Source organism: Bradyrhizobium sp. UFLA05-89 (assembly GCF_059803475.1).
Map to the genome: position 1 here is coordinate 19,084 of NZ_JBANBA010000093.1, position 20,327 is coordinate 39,410.

At 59.3% G+C, this 20,327-nt stretch carries 9 protein-coding genes and 2 pseudogenes; 6 read left to right on the plus strand and 5 right to left on the minus strand.

Annotated elements, in window-relative coordinates; genetic code table 11:
* Positions 1-76 precede the first annotated feature (76 nt).
* On the plus strand, positions 77-1,006 hold the full coding sequence (locus SO139_RS34150) for an effector-associated domain EAD1-containing protein (protein ID WP_498541384.1): 930 nt from the start codon (positions 77-79) through the stop codon (positions 1,004-1,006).
* Positions 1,007-1,271: 265 nt separating this feature from the next.
* Here the strand turns inward: SO139_RS34150 and SO139_RS34155 are convergent, their stop codons facing one another.
* The gene (locus SO139_RS34155) at positions 1,272-2,246 is read right to left on the minus strand and encodes an effector-associated domain EAD1-containing protein (RefSeq protein ID WP_498541385.1); all 975 of its coding nucleotides are present in this window, start codon (positions 2,244-2,246) and stop codon (positions 1,272-1,274) included.
* A 218-nt stretch (positions 2,247-2,464) separates the two neighbouring features.
* Here SO139_RS34155 and SO139_RS34160 point away from each other — a divergent pair.
* Positions 2,465-2,587: pseudogene (locus tag SO139_RS34160) on the plus strand (SOS response-associated peptidase); the annotation flags it as partial.
* A 300-nt stretch (positions 2,588-2,887) separates the two neighbouring features.
* Here the strand turns inward: SO139_RS34160 and SO139_RS34165 are convergent.
* The 4 genes from SO139_RS34165 to SO139_RS34180 form a co-directional block, all read right to left on the minus strand.
* Positions 2,888-8,146 (minus strand): DNA/RNA non-specific endonuclease, encoded by a 5,259-nt coding sequence (locus tag SO139_RS34165; RefSeq protein ID WP_498541386.1) that lies wholly within the window; start codon positions 8,144-8,146, stop codon positions 2,888-2,890.
* Positions 8,147-8,148: 2 nt separating this feature from the next.
* Positions 8,149-10,137, minus strand: a complete 1,989-nt coding sequence (locus tag SO139_RS34170) for a trypsin-like serine peptidase (RefSeq protein WP_498541387.1) — start codon at positions 10,135-10,137, stop codon at positions 8,149-8,151.
* A gap of 6 nt (positions 10,138-10,143) precedes the next feature.
* Positions 10,144-11,331: a trypsin-like serine peptidase gene (locus SO139_RS34175; protein ID WP_498541388.1), complete on the minus strand. Its 1,188-nt coding sequence runs from the start codon at positions 11,329-11,331 to the stop codon at positions 10,144-10,146.
* A 212-nt stretch (positions 11,332-11,543) separates the two neighbouring features.
* The gene (locus SO139_RS34180) at positions 11,544-13,625 is read right to left on the minus strand and encodes a DNA/RNA non-specific endonuclease (protein WP_498541389.1); all 2,082 of its coding nucleotides are present in this window, start codon (positions 13,623-13,625) and stop codon (positions 11,544-11,546) included.
* 440 nt (positions 13,626-14,065) lie between these two features.
* On the opposite strand from SO139_RS34180, the gene SO139_RS34185 reads away from it, so the two are divergent.
* The 4 genes and pseudogenes from SO139_RS34185 (at position 14,066) to SO139_RS34200 (ending at position 20,055) form a co-directional block, all read left to right on the plus strand.
* Positions 14,066-16,717, plus strand: a complete 2,652-nt coding sequence (locus SO139_RS34185; protein ID WP_498541390.1) for a PD-(D/E)XK nuclease family protein — start codon at positions 14,066-14,068, stop codon at positions 16,715-16,717.
* Positions 16,714-17,808 (plus strand): UvrD-helicase domain-containing protein, encoded by a 1,095-nt coding sequence (locus SO139_RS34190; protein ID WP_498541391.1) that lies wholly within the window; start codon positions 16,714-16,716, stop codon positions 17,806-17,808. The genes SO139_RS34185 and SO139_RS34190 overlap by 4 nt, the downstream gene beginning before the upstream one ends.
* Positions 17,809-17,820: 12 nt before the next feature.
* Positions 17,821-18,018 (plus strand): annotated as a pseudogene (locus SO139_RS34195) (UvrD-helicase domain-containing protein); the annotation flags it as partial.
* A gap of 51 nt (positions 18,019-18,069) precedes the next feature.
* Positions 18,070-20,055 carry a UvrD-helicase domain-containing protein gene (locus tag SO139_RS34200; RefSeq protein WP_498541392.1) on the plus strand — a complete coding sequence of 662 codons (1,986 nt, stop codon included), beginning with the start codon at positions 18,070-18,072 and terminating at the stop codon, positions 20,053-20,055.
* Positions 20,056-20,327 lie beyond the last annotated feature (272 nt).

The following is a 20,327-nucleotide window of genomic DNA, read 5'->3' on the forward strand; positions in this document are numbered from 1 at the left end:
CTCCTAGTTGTAATCTTACCAAATAGAGGTGGCCCCCACAACGTCGACGACTAACCCTAACCAGGGGATCTGTAAAATGACCTTTGATCCGCCTGATGAATTTATTACGGCGTTGGAGGAGGAAATTAACGCGGCCGGTCATTACCGCACCAAAGCGGAAATCGTGTTTGTCGTTGAGAAGCATGTGATCTCAATGGAAATGACCTCTACTATTATACCGATAGGGACGAAAGGCATTAAACGTCCAGCGATGGGACCCGCGCAAGGATTGTCGGTTATTAGGGGTAGCGAACGTTACTTTCTTGGGGGACAAGAGGTAAATCTTCGAGACGAAGAAACTAAGGATAAGAGGATTAAAGTCTCCGAGCCGGTCGACGATAGTTATTGCGTAAGATTTCAGAAAAACGGTTTACGCAGGCGGATAAGTGACGAGCATATTTGGTCCGCGCCCAACACTGGCTTCGAGGTTTTCTTCAGGTATGATGAGAACAAATATAGTTGTGAGGTCGAGAAAGTGTCGAGGCCCAGCGGTGCTGGTCTTCGGTCTGAGCGCCTCAACGACGAGTGCGTGGTATTCAGATATCCGATAGCATCATTCTCAAGTCAGAGTTTCACTTGGCGCGTCGTTTGGAAACCGTCGCATAAAACGACGGTCCAGAGGGTTGCAAGCCAATTTGTCGCACCAACTAGTCCAGCATCGGCGGGCGAGGTCAACTATTCAGGCGATCATCGCAGACGTTTGCGCGCCGCGCTGCTCGCGCGATTTCCAAAGCGTAGTGAGTTGGCCATGCTTCTCGATGATGCCCTCAGCGCGGATCTGGACGCCATGGTCGATGGCTCCGATCAGACAAAGGTGACTTTCGAGCTCACCAAATGGCTCGGCGTGGACCTTAAAGAGCGTCTTAAGCCTTTCTTAGCCGAAGCGATCAAGCGACGGCCGAACGCGGTCGAGTTGAAGGAGCTATATTTAGAATTGTTCGGAATAGACGAAGCCAAACTCGAGTAGCAGAAGTCGCCTTCGAACGAGTAGCGCTCTTCAGGGCAGGAGTTCTGTCCCCGGGGGTCCGGGAGCGTTGATTACGCATCCCCCGGAGCAAAGTACCCACAACCTCGAATCGACGTCGCGCCGTCTCAAGATCCCTTATCGCAGTCGTATGCCATAAAGTGGGCAGCTCTTGATGTTGATAGCTGAATGCCGGCACGAGCGCCTGGGGGGATAGCTTCGCCCCTGTACCGCTCGGGTTCATTGCATTGTCTCGCGGGACCGACGTCTAAGGGCCCAGCAAGCCGCGCTTGTTGGTTGCGGCTAGGTGGTCCAGGATCTGCGCCATGCGGACGCCGCGATTCACCTTATTTCGCCCCTGATGATGCAGGGCTGCTGTCTTCAAGGCGGTCGTCATCGTCGGCGAGCCGGATGAGCCAGGTTCGGTGTTGGCGCTGTAGGTGACGCCGTTTCCATCGGTTGCTCTGGTGACAGTGCCGAAGGCCAGTTTGAGCGGTGCCGCCTTTGGATGCTGAACAATGACAACGGGCTCGTTCTGCTTGAAATCATGAGCCGTGGGACGGATGTATTCGCGTGAGGCGACCCCCAGTGGCGGGAGATCAGTAACCCGCTCGGCGAGACCGACGAGCATGTAATCCAGAGAAGCGTCTGAGGCTAGGTGCCAAGAGTTTGCCAGCTTCACCTCGCGGCCTGGTTGCAGGTTCCCATCTAGGTCGATTTCGTAATCGAATCGCACAATCGCTTTGGCAGCCGCGCTTTCCGACAAACCGCCCGCAACGTGGAAAGCGGTCATGATCACGTCGGGGGCGACAAGGAAACCGGAGCCAAAGCCTTCTAACGAAACACTTGGGGGTTGCGGCTCGAAGCGGCATACAGCGCGACGTAGGCGCGCAAGCGTGTCCAACCATTGCGCGGCGTTTTCGAATGGCACACTCTCAACGACGATGCGTTCTGACTCACCTTCTTGACTAGGAACGAACCGGAATTGCTCGGCAATCGCTTGAAGCTTGCGGTTACCCCGATTTTCTGCCGAGGCTCCAATGATCAACTCCGTCAGCCGGCCGCGCGATCTTGCCCAGTTGATTAAATCAAACACAACTGTTGGCATTTCATTGGCCATCGTGATGTTCTGGAGCGGCTCGCCCAGTGTATCCTCGACGACGATTCGTAACTGGTTCAATTGTGGGAATGCGTCCAAGAGCGCGACACGAATTTGCTTTCGCAACGGACCATCGATGTCCATTGGCAGCCTCCGCTAGTCTACTTTGCCTTTCACGAGGGCAGCGAGCCTCGCGCCCGAAATCCTATACTTAAAAATTGCTCGGTTCAAAGTCGGCCTAAGCAAACCGGCTAAGCCCCACACCTCCGCCCTCCAGCGCGGCCGCTGCAGCGGCTCAGTATGCGAATTTGAGCGACGTCGTGCGCAACACCGACAGGGCAACGAATGATCACGACGCGCTGGGCATGCCGCCTCCCCCGCGGGCGGGCAATTTTCCAGTCACAAACATCCGCAACACCTCTCCGCCGCATGGGCGCGCCTCACTGCAGCCGGAGAACCGCTGCCTCGTCCCAGCAAACAGCTTTGTCGGGTGCCGGTGATCTTCACCACTGGCTAGGAGCGCGATGTCTGGATGATGCTGCTTGGCACGAGGCAAAGGCGCTGCAGCGACCTCTTTCCGACGACACACTGCATACGCGGCGCGGACAGGGAGGACAAGATGGCGGCTTTGAGTGCGAGATCGAACCAGGCCCTCCGCGAGAAGGTGGATCTTTAACGATGGGTCAGCAGTATATATTTTTTTAGGCTGGCTAGCGTCGGACGCGCCAGTCAAATGCAAGTAGGAGCAAGATGTCGTAGCTAGCAAATGACCAGCACCATCTCGGCTACATGAAGCGAATCTGCTCCGGCGCCTCCAAGAGTATCATAGATCCTTCGCCGATTCCCTCGTCGACACCGACCAACGGGTCGACGCTTGCCAACTCGCCGAAGCTGAGGCCGCTGCGTGCTTCGATCGACCGGATCGAGACCTGGGTAGCAACATTGAGCAGCGGCCAGGTTGATTGGCCAACGGCCCCTCCTTCCGGAGGGAGTATCGATGCTTGGTTCATTTCGAACCCGGTAGCGCAAAGATTGCCCGTGCTGTCGTGGATGAAGGCGACAACCTTCCAGAACGCCAGCGGAACTCGCATGCCGTCGACGACGGGATCCCGATCGTCCAAGTACGGGCCCGTAAACACCGAAATCTTCATCTCGTCCTCGCGCGCATTTTGCAGTGCATAGTCCTCGAGCGCGAGCCAGAGCGGCGCAACCAATGCCAGCTTTTGCGGTGCCGCATTCGTGACGTGCATCGAGTCGTCGTTACCGCGCTTGGCGGTCTCGAAATCGCCCCATCCGGTGTCGCCGCGACGGGTCATGTAAGCGCGCCCGAACCCCGACGGTACACTCGAACCCATGGTCTGTTGCGACTTCGGGATGCGAGGGTCCCACTTCCACACTGCCAGCTTGCTCTTCTTCGTGAGGTTACCGTCGACATTTGCGGCGCTAAAATAGCATAAGCCACGGGTACGACTCATTACGACCGAATAGTGCAGATATTTCAGCTCGGTCTGAGCCTTGCCGTTGAACTCGAATTCGAGCACATCATCCGCCGCACGCGTGATGGAAGGAAGGCCGACCTTGAGACTGCCGTCTCCGAGAAAATCGGGCTGGTAACCTTTGCGGTCGCGATAGTCGTCGGCAGCAGCCTGTTCAGGTTCTGATGCGAGGCGCGTTGCCGGGTTTGCGCGGCCACTTCGAACATTGTCCAAAATCTTCTTTACCACATCGGAACGAACGGCATAGCTGGTCGACAAAAAGGCGCCGTGCACGTGCAGCCCGAGCGCCTCGCCAGTGTCAAGATCGATGACCACCGATCCCGGGCAACTCCCGAGTATCGTGCAATTGTGGATTATCAACGATTCCTGGACAGCAGTGACCGCGCCGGTTGCGACGCGTTTCTTGCCATCGATTCTGCCGAAAATCTGCTCCATGAGTTCGGGCTCCGGAGTTCGGCTGTCGAATGCAGGATAGCCGATGAGCGCTACGCTTTCAGTCTCTCTTACGTTGGAAGCCAACTGGATCGGCTTTGCGAGACTCGAATTGCCACGGGTCTCGATCTCGAAGAAAGCAAGATCCAGATCCTGCTCTTCCTCGATGTGCAATGGTCTTATCAGTTTGAAGGTGAGCTCAGATTCGTTACCCGTCTCTTGAAGGAAGTCGACCTCAGCGCTAACCAGTCCATCGAGCCCCGTCTGAAAAACGTATCCGTCGCCCTTTCGCGCCAAAAACTCTCGCGCGACGTGGCGAGCGGTTACAATAATATTCTCGGCCACGAGCCATCCGGTTCCGATCCAATTCAGTCGCGCGCCCTGCAAATTGATGCGGCCGACAGCCCGGATCGCGCTATCGAGAAGTGGCTTGGCTCGCACGAGGCGAGCCTGCCAGATGTCGCTGTCGGCCTCATCGACGAAATTCAGTTGAATGTCGTTGTCCTTGACCGCGAATACCGGACGCTGGCGGCGCAGGATGATCGATTCCAGTGCGATTTCCTGGCTTATGTGGGGAGGCGACACGGTTTCGAGCGCCTCGATCCTCGCAAGATCGATGGTCTCCTCGGCAGACATCGTGCCCGTCTTGAGCATATTCGTGATATGGCGGCGGAGCCTTGCAAGGTCAATCCGAACGGTGTTGGCCCGGTCAGGCGTTGGAGCATTGTCAGCCGGGCTTCGAATTGGAATCTCTTCATGCGCGGCCATTGGGTCCAGGGCACGGTCCCACTCCTGAAAGCGATCGCACAGGTCGAAGACGACCTGCCACGCGGCAGAATCGTCCTTCGAGAAGGCCTCCACATTCCGGGTAAGCGCCGGAAACTCCCGGCAGAAGGCGCCTAGCGCGTGCGCGCGATCTAGCAGCACAATAAGCGATGCAACGGCCGATTCAAACGAGCGCGCGTGCGCTTGTAGCCGCGACTGCGACGAAAATTCCTGTAGGCAAAGCATCGCCCGCGGCGGGCGCGTCCGCAGCACGCGCACGATTTTGACAAGCGCGTCCAACGCCAATCGTCGCCCTTCAAGCGGTACCGCTCGCGGGCGTGACGAAAGAACGGCAGAGGTGATGGCATTCGCCAAAGGGCGATGAAATTCAATCGTCGTTCCGCGCAAGAGCCAGGCTGCGCGCTGCCGCGTTATGCGTGCAAGGTCGATGCGAACGGGAATTTCGCGGCAGATGGCGACGAATTGTTCAACCTCGGCCAGCGTGGCGGCCTCAAGACTTATCATCTGCTCGCCCAGTCGCGATGCGGTGTCTGTGCCCCCGGGGAGCGCGAGGATTTCAGCCCGGCTGAGTTCCGTGATCGCCGCTTCCCATCGCCGATCCATGACCAACAGACAATCGAGCGTAGTAGAAACCGGACGCGTTTCGCCCCCGATCTCGCCGTAGACAGTACGAACCATGCTGAAGCGGATTTCCGAGCCGATGCGGGCTTTTGCCGGAGGCCATGCCGCGGGCGCGATCAGGTCGATGGTCGGCCGCACATCGACGTGCGGAGGTTGCGCAGCAATCGAGTGCAGGGCTTCCGTCGTCGCAACCAATCCAAACAGCGCTCCGTTTTGCGCCGTGAAAGGCAGGCGTGAGCAGGCCAGCGCCAGCATCGATATGTGGGAGGGTTTGAGCGAGCCGCTTCTCAAGAGCTCGAGCCGGGTAAGTCCATAAAGTCGCTCAATCGTTGAGCGGTTCATCCCGCGCTTGCGCTTAGCCATGTCGTCGCGGATTTCGCTGAGTACAGCATCAACGTCGACCTCGGCCTCGTTGTGCCAGTCAGTCGTATCCGCCATGGCCTTTATCACGAAATTCGGAGGCACGCCTTGCTTGCGCGTCGGCCGCTCCCGATACAGTTCAAGCGCACGGCTTCCCCGGCCCTGCGCGGTCAGGCGATCTCCTTCACCGGCAAGGCCGCCCACGCCCTCAAGGCGCATTTGGTGGAGCGCTGCTGAATCGTGGCCGGGCCCATCGTCTGTTTGATGGTCATCTGGCGAGCCGGCAGCTCTCTGTGGGAGGTCGTTCAGAAACCTTGGGAAATACTTCTCTGCGATCTCCTGAGTTTCCTGATCGTACTTCTGGTGTCCGCTCATCAGGCGGTGATAGCTTGCATAAGCGCGCAGATCCGGCGAGCGCTGCCGCTCGTGCCACACGATCGCCGCCGCCCGTACGCGCTCGTAGATCGAAGCATTCGCTTTATCGGCTGCAATCATCGGCAGCACGAGGTTTCGCAACTCGGTTTGCCAGCGCAGCTTGCCAGGCTCGTCTTCCACGGTCAGCCACGACAAGCGCCGCAATGCTTTGTATACCTTGCGCGCCAGTTTTGACCGGTCGATACCATTATCGCCATCAACCGCCGAGATGACGATATCCCGTATCTGCCGCTCGGTGATAAGCGGCAGCATCATCGATGCGATGGCGTATTGGCGTGCCGGCTGGCTGGGAACGTGTGCGACGACTCGCTGCGCGAGGTAGCCGCCCGCAGTGAGGCGATCGATACGTCCGTCCTTGTAGGCAGACTGGATATCGCCGACCTCGTCGGGATGATCCGCGTACACGTCCGCAGCCAGCCAAAGCACAAGCGGATTACGGGGTAGTGCTTCGGACGCAAGCCTCGCGGCCTCTGAGGGCATACCTCGCTCAGTTAGAAGCTGGATTGCATGGGGCGGATTGAGATCATTCAGTGGGATTTCATTGTCAGGTCTGAGAACGAGGCTGTGCGCTTCAAACCGGCCGGCCAATTCGGCCATATCCGGCGAACCAAGCGCGTCACGGCCGGCGAGCACGACGCGCAAATCTGCCTGGAACGCACAGACTGTCAGCGATCTGATCCAGTCGAGCAGCGAATCGACAGCGGCCGCACCAAGCCGGCTGACGTTCTCGACCGTATCCAGGAAAAGGATCAGCGAGCGATCCTCCATGGACGGAAGATCGCCGATGCCGCTGAGGACAGAAATGCGCTCGTAACCTTCGCTGACGCTGGCGGCTTCTACCGCCCGCGCTGCGTTGGGCGCGTAAGACGCCCGGCGCGTCTGCTTGACGCCGCGCTTCACGGACTTGGTCGACGCGGATGTTTCAACGTGACCGGCCGCTTCGATCCTGGCCCGGACGCGCTTCTCGCCGAGCGACTGAAGCCGATCCATGCGCGACTGCAAGTCGGCGGCATGGTCCGGGATTTCGGCGCGGAGTTGCCTGAGCAGGAGCACATCGAGCCGCTCAGGATTCATCACATCAATGTAGGGACTGTCGAAGTCCAGGCGAATCACGCGGGTAGAATCCCCGCGAATCTGGGCTTCTACAGCGAGCAACAGCGTGGACTTGCCGGAGCCGCCGATACCACGAACGTAAAGGGTCTGTACGCGATCCTCAACGCTGCGCGGGCCGCGCAGAAAGTTCAAGATGTGAGCCTCCTCGCGCTCGCGCCCGATCAAGGTAAAGGTGGAAACACGTTTGAGCTCGGCATCGCGGCGGAGCCGCTGGATGAGTGCCGCCGCGGACGCGGCGAGCCTATCGAGATTGGTGAGCCATTCGTTCGGCCCGGGCGCCTGAGTTGTGGAGGGCGATTCGCGCCATGCGCCCAGCCGCGCCAGTTCCTGCACGATTTCGGGTTTGAGATTTTCGATCGGTGTCGGATCGAGGCCCAAGGCCACGCACATCGCAAGCCGGACCGGATCGACCTCGTCGCGGTCGCACAATACCCGGATTTGGGATTGAAGGGCGCTTGTGTCCACGCCGGCAAAGACCTGCCTTCGGGCCGGGATGTTCATGAACCATTGCCCCGGCCGGGCCTGGGTTGCGAGTTCTACGTCGGGAGCTATGGTGCGTAGAATGTCACTCTGAAGCGCTACATCCAGGTCCTTCATGATATCGTGCGGGGATACCCAGCCGCGTACCGCGAGGCGGTGCCGCAGAATTGTCACGCCCTGGGAAACGACATCGGTGCCGATCGAATCGCCAACCGGCGCCGGGGTATCGAGGCTGCGCAGGGCTGCATCCAGCCTCGAGGTTCGCTCCTTAAGGCTCAGCGTCGGTTGCGATGGTCGAAGACCGAAGGACGTGTCTACCATGTCTAGGTCTCCAGATGCCGCTGCAGCACGATACCGGCCAGCACCGCGCAAGCGGTCGACAACTCCTGAGGTGGATGATTGGCGAGAATCTTCGTTCTTATCTCTTTTGCCTTCCCGAGCTGATCTAAGGCGCCGTTTTGCTTCAAGAGCTGCTTGGCAAACCGCTCGAACTCGAATTCCCCTATGTGATTCAGGGTCACGTCAGTGATCTGATATTTCTCGTCGCCCTGATCAAAGGCAGCAGCAATGAGTGTTGAGGTGACGGTTGATGGTGCGCCGATTGTGACGAGCCTCACCCAAGGCTTTGCCAGCAGTTCCTGCATGAACAGCAGCCAGGGCGAATCCTCTCCGGCGAACGAGGAGTTGCCCTCGAAGTCGATGACGACGAACAGCGGTGTCGGCTGGGTTCGCGGATCACGCCCGCCGCGAGATGCAACGGCGTTTGCAGCGTCCGGCACTTCCACGTGACGCACACGCGCCGATTCCGGGCGCAGCTCTCGTTCGAGTCCGGGGACACCACCTAACCTGGCCAAAGCAACGTCCCAGGACCAGGCCGTGGTCTGCGTCGCGGAAATAACCGCTAGGTCGGAGTCCGGGTTGAGAAGCTTGGCCCGCAAAATGGCAGCAAGGAACGATTTCCCGCTTCCCGGCACCCCGGCCACGATGCAGAAGCGATCGAGGCTCGGCTCTCGCATACTCCTGTCGATCCAGTCTTCGAAAGGCTTGCGCTGGAACCACGGATGGAATGCGGGGAAAGCGCCAGAATCGTCAGGATAAAAGCCGACTGCGGCTTTTACCATGTCGCGCCACCAAGTCTGCATCGCGCCTTGCGTGTACCGTAACCCAGCATTGGCCCACATGCGCACCAGCGACTCATCGAGAATCGAGTAGCCAGGCGAGCGGGGTCTTGCCATAAGCGGGTCAGAACCGCTTGCCTTCATTGCGTTCCGTATTACCGACAGGCAGACGGCGCGATTCGCACCGTCTTTGGTAGCGCCGCCGCCCAAGGCAAATTTTCTTTGCTCAACTGAACCCTCGTGTAGCGCGATCGGAATGCCAGAAACGTTGATGCAGCAGCTGCCCGACATCCCGGGCAGTGTGCTTGCCTTGTGTTCGAGGCGCTCGGTCGCAACGGCCGTCACCCTCCCGACACCCCACTTCATCGCGGTGCCGCCGGCAAAACCAAGAACAACCAATTCTTGTTGTTGTTCCGGCTTCGGTGGCGTGTCGAGAGTGAGCGGCTTGAGGTGGCTAATCTGCCGATCGAGCCGAATCAATGCGTAATCGAGGCAATTCGGCGAACCGTTCTCAGGCGGTACAGACAGCCGATCGGGTGGCCGTCCCCACGGAAGGGAGAAGGCTTCGAGCGGCTTGTTAGAACTGGGAACCGCCGTGACGGGATCCTTGTTTGCCGATCCGCGCAACGTCAGGAAGGAAAACGAAAGGTTGGTCGCAAGCTTGTCCAGAAACTTGTTTCCATCGTCTGACATCACGACGTGAGCAGAGGTCAAGACTAGATCGGGCCCGACAAGAAAGGCTGTGCCGGCGACTTTCCCGTTGCGATAAACCAGTGCGGTAGCGTCATCTACCGCCAGCAGCCCCTCCAGCGTCTCGCGTCCGAAGAGCACACCTTCCTGGGTCAGGCGCTGCATGCGGCCTTCCCGACCGGATGCAGCGGTCACAATCTGACCGACAATGGTGTCAGCTTCGGCCTGACCACGTTGCAGCACGTTGACCTCTGCCCGGGTAATGCGCAGGGCAAGATCGACGAGCAAGTCGACGGACTGTGCTTCCCGGCAAGCGTGCCGGAACAGAGCCGTGCGCCCGGCGGTGGTTGAGGGCATATTCGACGGCTCGACGACCAGCACAGCCCAGGGCCTTGCACCCGTATTCGCGACGATCTCGGAGTAAATCGTGCCGAACGTCTCAACGCTCAGCCGGCACCAATCGGCCAATGCATCGGCGGCTACGGTCTGCACGGCACCGTTCATGGCTAGTCACTCAATAGGGACACCTATGTTTCGCAGCGCGTCTGCCGCCTTGTGCAGCGACACGGCGTTGTTCGCACTTAACGTAAGACCCGAGAAGTGCAGGCCGAACGCCGGAGCGCCTTCGTCCTTCCAGGCGTACACAAGTGAGCCAGATGCTCCGCCAAACGTTGTCGCGTTGTGCGTCAGCACGCGGTCGAAGGCATCGCCTTCGACCGCGCCTGGACTGTTCATGAATCGTCCCGGGGCAACCCGTTTCACTCCGAAGCGGTTACCGAACAAAGTCTTGATCACGAAATCCCAGTCGATCGTCGCTCCGGGGGGAGTGATACGCGCCGGTTCGCCAGGAAATCCGATCGTGATCAGCTTGCTGCTTATACCATTGGCGTAAGCTGCATCGGCGCTCAGCTTGATGGCCTTCGCGGGCAGATGACTCTCTGTTTGATCGAGAGGTTCGACGTATAGCACCGCAGCATCGAGACCTCTGAAGCCGCGCCCGACACCCTCGGGCAATCGCACCTCCTTCACGCGGAAGCGATTGCGCGTCGCGGCAGAAACCAGGCCGTCGAAGTCGATGGCGAGATCACCTGTAACCCGCAGCAACTTATCATCTCCTTCCATGGCAATACCGAAACGCGTCCGCGCGTCATCTACGACGTGAAAGTTAGTCAGCACCAGTCCCTTTCCGCGGTCCACGAGCGCACCGGTGCCGATGAACTTCGATGCGTTGCCATTGACAGGCTGGATCCGGCCGACGCTTCCCGCCAAGCTCTTGAGTGTCGGTGCGAACGCGATCATGTCGTCGCGCCAATCGCGAAGAAACGGATGATTGTGATCGAAGTCCCCTTCCCCCCGCAGTAGGAAACTAGGCAGCGACCCATCAGTGGCGACAATCGCCTCCAGGCAGGTTACCTCCTCGGCAGTCGCCGAGGTCCCGGACGCTGATTGTATCAACCGATTTAACGCCGGCTCGCCCGCTTCGGTGAGCGTCTTGAACGCCTTCTTGAAATCCTCTTCGTTATCTATTTCGTCGGATGGCATGTTCTCGAGCACATCGTTCATTCGCGCAAGCACGTCATCGGGATGAAATTGAGACTGAACGGATTCGAGCGCGCTCTCCGAAGAATGTGCACCAGATTGCCTAGACAGAATCTCGCGCAAGCTGCGTGCGCGCGCTGCCAAACGCGGATCGGTCATTTGCTCCTCCTACTTCGGTCGCCGCCGGTTACCGTAGGGCACATTCTGCAATCGTTAGTCGGACGCAACTGCATTCTCGCAAGTTTGGCGCCCACCAGGAGACGGCGCCGGCTTGCTGAAATTGGTAGAGTCAATGTTCAGCAGTCTCATCCAGATGGTGACCTGGTAGATCCAACGGCAAGGCGCGCAGGCTGCGCCGACCGATCGGCTGGTCACACGAACCGAATCTGTTCAAGCGCCTCCAGGGCTATCACGGGTCCTTCACCAAGTCCCTCGTCGGCACCGGCGAGCGGATCGACGCTCGCGAGCTTGCCGAAGCTGAGACCGCTGCGCGCCTCGATCGAGCGGATGGAGATCTGAGTCGCGACCATGAGCTGCGGCGAGGTGAACGCGCCGAACACAAACTCCTCTTCGGGCTGGAGCGTCGATTCCTGGTTCATTTCGTAGCCGGTGGCACACAGCTTGCCGGTTTCGTCGTGGATGAAGGCTATGATCTTCCAGAAAGCCAGCGGGATGCGCACGCCGTACATCTCAGGATCCTTCTTGCTAAAGTACGGGCCCGTGAATACCGAGATCTTCATCTCGTCCTCACGCGCGTGGCCGAGGGCGTAGTCCTCGAGAGCAAGCCAGATCGGCGCGTTGAACGCCTGCATTTGCGGCGTCGTGTTGGTCACGTGCATCGAATCTTCGTTGCCCTGCTTGGCTATGCTCGCATTTTTCCCCCAGCCGGGATCCTCCCGCCGGGTCATGTGACCGCGGCTGAACTTCGGCGGGCTGCCATAGCATTCGTTCATGATCTGCTGTTCCTTGGGGATGCGGGGATCCCATTTCCAGCCGACGCGCCCGCTCTTCTTCGACAGATTGCCGTCGATGTTCACGGCGCTAAAGAAACACATCCGGCGACTGCGGCTCATGACGACCGAATAGTGCAGGTATTTCAGATCGGTCCGGGTCTCGCCATCAAATTCGAATTCCAGCACGTCATCCGCAGCGCGCGTGACCGAGGGCAGCGCGACCTTCAGGCTGCCGTCGCCGAGAAAATCGGGCTGGTAGCCTTCACGGTCGTGATAATCCTCGGCACGGGCCTCGGCTCCTATTTCCATGTCATTGCTGACATCGGTTGGCGCCGGGGGCATTGACCGAACGGTCCGCTGAGCGGGCCCAGCCGCATCGCCTAACGAAACCGTCACCGTCAGCGGAATGGTGATGCTGGTGTTGCCGCCGCCGCCTCGCGCAAGTCTCGCGGTGGGTATGCGGCGCGCAGCCGAGGCCACGGGCTGCGCTGCCGGCTTGAGAGACTCTGCACGGCTGATGGCGACGCCGGCGCCACCGTTGCGAACCCGGTCGAGCAACCGCTTTACGACGTCGGCGGGTACGGCGTAGTTGGTAGCGAGGAAACTGCCGCTGAAATGCAGGCCGAGCGCCTTGCCGCTATCAAGATCGACAACGGCCGAGCCGGAGTTGCCGCCCAGCGTCGTGCAATTGTGCAACAAGAGCGACGACCTGATCTCCGTGATACCTCCCGGAGCAAGTCGCTTCTTGTTGTAGATCTTCCCAAAAACATCCTCCATCAGGCTCGTCTCGGGAATCCGGCTGTCATATGCCGGATAACCGATGGTCGCCACGTTCTGCGTAATTCCAATGTCGCTCGCAAGCGCGATCGGTTCGGCCAGTTTGGCCTCGCCGCTGGTGACTTCGATTTCGAAAAATGACACATCGGGGCCAGGTTCATTCTCGATATGCAACGGCCGGATCAGCTTGAAGATCAGCGTGCTCGGATTCTTGATCTCCTGGAGAAAATCCGCAGTCGCGCTTATTGGGCCATCGAGACCGACTTGGAACGTGTAGCCGTCGCCCTTCCGGGCAGCGAACTCCCGTGCAACGTGACGATTTGTGACCATGATGTTGGGCGCAACAAGCCAGCCTGTGCCAACCCAATCGAGGCGCGCGCCCTCCAAATTGATGCGGCCGACGGCGCGTATGACCTTATCGAGAACGGGCTTGGCTCTCGTCAGGCGCTCCGTCCAGATGGCGCTGTCGGCCTGGTCGACAAATTTGATGACGGTTTCATTATTGTGAATTTCCAGAACGGGACGCGTCGTCCTCAGGATGATACTTTCCAGCCCAACTTCCGAGGCCGCCGCGGCGTCAGCCGATTCAACGCCCGGCATGGATTCAAGGGTCGGAGTGCTCCGAGCGATGTCGACGCCCTCCTGGCTAAGCTTCGGGTCAAGATCACGAATGAATGCGTTGTAGTTGCGGAGGCGCTCAAGTTTAGATTTGGAAGAACTCATGTCCCACTCCCTTCAAGAGGACGCGGTCAAATAGATAAAATATGGCCAAACCTAGCAGATCAACAATTGAACGCGCGTATCCTCTTGTGAATTATCTAAAGTTGCAAGCACTATTGCTGTCAAACCTGTCGCGACGCTTTGCCTGCTACATCACCGCGGCACAGACGCCGTGGTCCGAGCTCCCGCGACCCAAGTCCACAATGCCACCACAGCCCAGATCTTTAGATGCGGCGCACCAGCCGCGATCGCTGGACTTACTCCCTTCTTCCAGTTGACCTCCACGCTTTAAAGTTGCAGTCTGTTCACTTGTTGTTCGAATCCGCTACGAAGCCACGGTGCGATCGAAGAATGCCTCATGGGACGGAGCTCCGATAGCAACGATGCGCCCTCGCGGGCTTGCGATTGAGGTCGGCCAATGAACTGTTACAGGATTTGGCTCGATGATCGCCCGCTCCACGCTCGTCGTACACGGGCCATTGGCGATACGCATGCAGCGTGTGGCGGCTGCACGCCAGGGCAATATTGGACGTGAAATTCTCACCCTTCCACTTGTCGCTGCCCGGCTTGCTGGCGGGTTTATAGCCCCCGTCACTACCGACTTTCTCTATCCTGCTATTCAAACGGCGTTGGCCGCCGGCGGTTTCCAGGATCTCGGCAACGTTTCGAGCTTGCCGGGCATGCCTCGAGCTGTGCTTCACTCGCTCGATGCACTATGGCGTGCGGATATCGACCTTTCATCCCTCCCCCAGCACCTCGGTCGCTTCGCAGATCTGCATTTGCTCGAGACACGCATAAGGGAGCTTCTTCCTGCCTCCAGGAGACTGCCTCGCGATCTTCGTGACGCTGCGATATCGCGGGCAGCGCGGTCGAAGACCTTGCTTGGGCCTGTCACACTCGAGGGGGTCGTGGAGATCGATGCCGTCTGGCGCCCCTTGCTAAATGAAATCGCCCGCTTCACTGAACTATCCTGGGATACGCGCGTCCAAACCGAGAATGCATGGTTTAAGGGCACGCTTCGCCGACGGGCAGCGGTTACTCCGGCTAACTATTCGGCGGAGGCGAGCGCCGATCCAAAGTCCGAGGTCGTGGAGTCACTTCGATGGATGCGCCAGCTCCTGTCTTCGGGCCAAGCAAGGGCTGAGGAGGTCGCGATTGCGGCGACGTCGACGCCGGACTGGGACGACCACTTTCTCGCCTACGCAAATAGCGCTGGACTTCCGCTCCATTTCTCGCACGGCGTTCCAGCACTCAGCACGCCTGAAGGACAGGCCTGTGCGGCCTTGGCAGACATTTTGACGAACGGCCTGAGCCAGGAACGCGTTTGGCGACTTTTCCGCCGCCTGCCGGCGCGCCCGTTCATGAGCACCCTTCCAGAAGATTGGTTCTCGTCGATACCGCGGAGTGCCGGCCTGAAGACGCTGGACCAATGGCGCGAAGCACTTATCGTGGGCCGGTCGCATCGTGCGGCTGGCATTCTTGCCGAGACCATCCTCCTCCCGGCTCTCGACCTCCTCGCACGTGGGCCCAACATAGGCCGAGAGGCCGGCCGGCTGCTGCTCAGCGGCCCCAGCCTGGCCATGTGGGAAGAAGCATCACGGAGCGCGCCGCCCCACGCAACAGCGCTCTCGCTGCAGGCATTGCGGGTAAGTGATGGACGAGATCCGGCGAACAGTATTGTTTGGTGCCCTGCGTCACACTTGGCTGCGAGCCCGCGCCCCTTTGTCCGTTTGCTCGGCCTGACTAATCGATCGTGGCCTCGCTTAGAGAGTGACGACCCTCTGATCCCCGACCATCTTCTAGACCGGCGGAAATTGCATGGACTCACGACAGCAGACCGCGACCGCTTGCATTTTGATGTCATCCGCTATGGAACCCGCGAAGCTTTGATTCTGTCACGGCCAGAGCGCAACGCGAAGGGCAGCATCCTTTCCCCGAGCTCGCTCTGGCCAGAGGACGAGGTCATCCACAAGCGGGACCGGATTCCTGCGCACGCATTCAGTGAAGCTGACCGCCTGTTGGCCCGGCCTCGCGAAGCAGTGCAGCTCGAGCATGTTCGCCAAAGCCAGCTTTGCTGGCGGAATTGGCAGCGGGACTCGACACTAACGCGCCACGACGGCTTGATCGCGGCCGACCATCCTGCGGTTCTAGCCGCGCTCGGCCGCACTCAATCAACGACATCGCTGCAGCGCCTTCTGCGCGATCCGCTCGGCTTCGTCTGGCGCTACGCGTTGGGTTGGCACTCCATACGCTTGGAGCCAGAACCCCTTCAGCTGGATCCCATGGCTTTTGGCGAACTCGTGCACGAGCTCATCAGCGGCGCGATCACGAGGCTTGAACCGAGTCCGGGGTTCGCTCGCGCCAACCCGGATGAGATCGACGCAGCTATCGCTGCGGCGTCGTCCAGGATCATGGCTTCTTGGCCGCTACAGCGCTCCGTACCGCCGGCGATAATTTGGCAGCATACCGTGAAGGAAGCAGCCCGGCGCACGGCCAAGGGGCTTGCGTCCGATGATCCGACTAGGGCCGACACCCGAAGCTGGAGCGAGGTTCCGTTTGGCCAGGAAGCATCAACACGTAGCGAGCTTCCATGGAATGAGACGATCAAGATTCCGATTGCGCAAGCTGGACTCGTCTATGGCGGTCGGATCGATCGTCTCGATATACGCGCTTCGGGCGACGGCGTGCAGATCACTGATTACAAGAGCACCAAGCCGCCGCCGAAGAGTCAGCGTATCATGCTCGGACAGGGACGTGAGCTTCAACGCGTGCTCTACGCCATGACGGTCCGCACACTTCTTCCGGAGGTCAGAACGATTGTCGCAAGGTTGATCTACCTCGCCGATGAACCCGCCAAATTCGAATTGAGAGGCGACGAACTGGATAATGCGATTGTCGAGGCCACCACTTTCTTGGTGGCAGGGGTGGAGATCTTGCGCAGTGGACGCATCGCGCCGCGGTCGGAGCAGGACGCGCATTACGATGATATGCGCCTCGCCTTTCCTGCGGATCGTGAAAGCTACCTCCGGCGCAAAGGAGGCGACTTTCGCGCCGCCAACCAGAAGCTTGGTAAGCTCTGGAATTCGTCCAAATGACGCTGGTCGATCAAGATAATCGTATTCGCGCGATGACTGATTTCACGTCGGTCCTTCTGGTCGAGGCCGCCGCCGGGACGGGAAAAACCTCGCTCATGGCCGGGCGCGTCGCGATGATGTTGGCGGCTGGTTTTCGACCCGGGGACATTGCCGCCATTACCTTTACAGACCTCGCTGCCGGCCAGCTCGCCCGCCGTATCAGGGAGACGGTGGAAGCGCTCCTAACAGGCCACATACCCGATTTCATCAAGCCCGTGCTCCCTTCTGGCCTCACAGCTGCGCAGCAAGCGGCGCTCTCTGCGGCGGCACCGAGGCTTGACGAACTGACCGCCACGACAATTCACGGCTTTTGCCAGGCCGTCATTCGTAGCCACGGCGTACAGGCCGGCCTCGATCCGGGCGCGCGCATAGTCGATGAAACGGTGGCGGAAGCGCTGTTTCGCGGCGAGCTTTCTGCCTGGTTTTCCCGCAGGCTCGCCGAGGGCGGCGGGATAGAGGACGACCCTATTGTCGTGCTCGCTGAGGAGATTCCGCTTAAGGTCGTCGATCTCATTCGTGAACTTGCTATGCTACGGCGGGAACATCCGGAAGCGGCTCCAATTCCTCCACCACAAGATGTCCGACCCGACATCGTGTTTGCCCAGGCTGTCGATGATTTTTATAGGTGGCAAGCAAATATCGACAACGACAACTGCGCCCGGGGAATTGCCCATGAGCTGCGTCGGCTCTCGGCGCGATATGAACACGTTTTCGATAGCACCCCCGATTTCGCGACCTTATGGCGATTGTGTGATGCTGCTCCATGTCGACTGTTCGCCAAGGGACTTCAGCTCAGGAGTTACAGTGAAGCAGCGGAGATCTTTGGCGCGCATCCGGGTGAGTCGGCCAGCGACGCTGCGATCCAGCACTATCTGATAGTTGTTGACACTTGGAACAAGCTGATCGGGCACATCGCAGGTTCACTCGTCTGCATTTTGTCGGCGTCGCTCGATCTTCTGATCGAAAGCTACCAGGGACGAAAGCGGGCGGCGGCGGTGCTCGACTTCGACGATCTCCTCTTGCATGTGCGTTTCCTGGTTCGCAACCACTAGGAAGTCCGTCGCGCAATCGGACGACGTTACAAGTACATTCTGGTCGACGAATTTCAGGACACCGATCGCGTTCAGAGCGAGATTCTTTTCTCCATCGCCACTGACGATCGTGTGGAGCGTTGGGAAGACAGTCGCTTGCGGCCCGGCTCGCTGTTCCTGGTCGGGGATCCAAAGCAGGCGATCTATCGGTTCCGAGGCGCGGACATCGAGATTTATGAACTCTGCCGCCGACTTGTTAGCGCGCAGGAAGGCGGAGCCGTCATCGAAGTAACGGCGAATTTTAGATCTCAGAAGGCGATCATTCAACACGTCAATTCGTGTTTTGAAACGGTCTTCGGCAAGACCGGGCAGCCCAGATATGTCGGGCTTGCGTCAACGCTCCCTGACGGTTCGTATCCCGTTCCCTGCGTGACCCGCTTCACGATCCAAGTGGCGACCGAAGGACGCATCTACGCGGAGATGTTCCGTGAGGCCGAAGCCGAAAAGGTCGCAGACATCTGTTCTCGCTTGATCGGGAATATGATGATCCGGCGCGCAGACGGCTCCCTTTCTCCCCTTCAGCCCGGGGACATTGCACTTCTATCGCCAGGGCACACCGAGCTCTGGCGCTACGAACGCGCGCTAGAGCAGCGTAACCTTTCCGTATCGTCGCAAGCCGGTCAGTCCCTCATGCGGCGGCAGGAGACTCAGGATATCCTCGCACTCCTTCGTGTGCTGGCCGATTCCTCCGACACTCTGGCCTTCGGTGCGCTCATGCGCGGACCACTGGTGGGCTTAACCGACCAAGAACTTCTGGACATCACTGCTGGGCTGCCGGAGACAAACGGACGCCCGAGCTTCTTTAGCGTACGGACCGATCCTTCGGCGGTCCAACATCACGTCGCGAAAGCAATCCTCATCAGTTTGCAAGATCTGCGGTGGCGCGCAGCGATCTCGACGCCAAGCCTGATCCTGACTGAGGCTATTGAACGTCTGAACGTGCGCGTGATCATGGCGGCTCGCCACCGCAACCGTAACGCACGGGCGCTCGCCAATCTGGACGCACTCATCGAGCGCGCGCGTGGCTATGGAGTTACAGGGCTGCGCGCATTCGTTCGAGACTTGCAGGCGGATTGGGAACGCAAAGTGCGGGCGCCGGAGGGGCGCATCGACGCTGCCGAGCACGCGATTGAGGTTGTCACCATACACAAAGCGAAGGGTTTAGAATGGCCGGTCGTCATACCGATCAATTCAACGACCGAACTCTATCGCCCGGATCAGTTTGTGCATCGGCAGTCCGACAACACTCTGCACTGGATGGTCGGAGGAGTCGCGCCACCGGACTTGGCCGCGGCGCGCGCGGAGGAAAGTCGGGAAGATGCCAACCAACGCGAGAGAATCTGGTACGTAGCGTGCACCCGAGCGCGGGATCTCCTTATCCTTCCGCATATCCCTCAAGCTGCCAAAAGCTCATGGTTCAGTTCTATTGATCTTCAGCAAAGGGAGATCCCAGAGCTGGGCGTTTCGGGCTTCCCCGCATCGGGCGTGCGCCAAGTGCCAGCGCACGAGAACCATCAATCCGCCGATACTTTCACGGCAGAGCAGATAAAGGTGAACGAGGTAACACCGCCCGTTGTCTGGCGCCGTCCGAGCGATCACGATCAAGACCGCCTGGCTGATCCCGTCGACACCGTCGTCGTGACAGATTCCTTTGCCGAACAAATGGAAGTGGTTGGCGGCGGAGCATTACGGGGGATTGTCCTCCACAAATTGATGGAGGAGTTCCTGACTGGTGAATTGGAGGCCGAGGAACGACAGGCCGTTTCCCGCGCGAAAGAGTTGCTCGGCCAACTCCCGACGGACGGGGACGAGAAGCAGACCCGCCCCGATCCGGAAGAGATGGCGAAATGCGCGGTGCGGGCTCTAGCCCTGCCAGAAATCGGGGAAATCCGCCCCTTGCTCTTGCCTGAAGTGGCAATTTGGGCTTCGGGGGAAGGTGTTCTCGTCGCAGGCCGTGCGGATGCGCTCGTGATCAGGGACGGCCGTGTGGCGGTGGCGGTTGATTGGAAGTCGGATGTTAACCCAAGTCCGACAGTCCGAAATCGCTACGCCGCGCAGCTCAGAGATTATCTGCAGGCGACGGGAGCCAAGCGCGGTATGCTCGTATTCCTGAGCTTGGACGAAATAACATGGGTCGAAAATCCCGCCACTTTGTTGGCTCCCACCCCCAAACAGGACGAGCCTGTTCAGGAAGCGAGGCCTCTATGAATCACTATCTGTCGCGACTGGTGGGAACCTCTTGCGACGAAGGTGACGTACCGGCGACGAAGTGAGATCGAGCTCGATGGGATTTCTGGCTTTGCAGAAAGCCATCAGACTAACTTGAAACCGCGCCGACGATATGCCGCGCGACCTCCGCTCAGAGCACATCGAGAACGTTACAGGTTATGCGACGGTTCTGGGCCGATTCCGTTGAAAAAGGCCGCGGTTGCGACTCAGAGATACCAGTGATTCAGTCTGTCTAGTTGGCAGGACTGAAG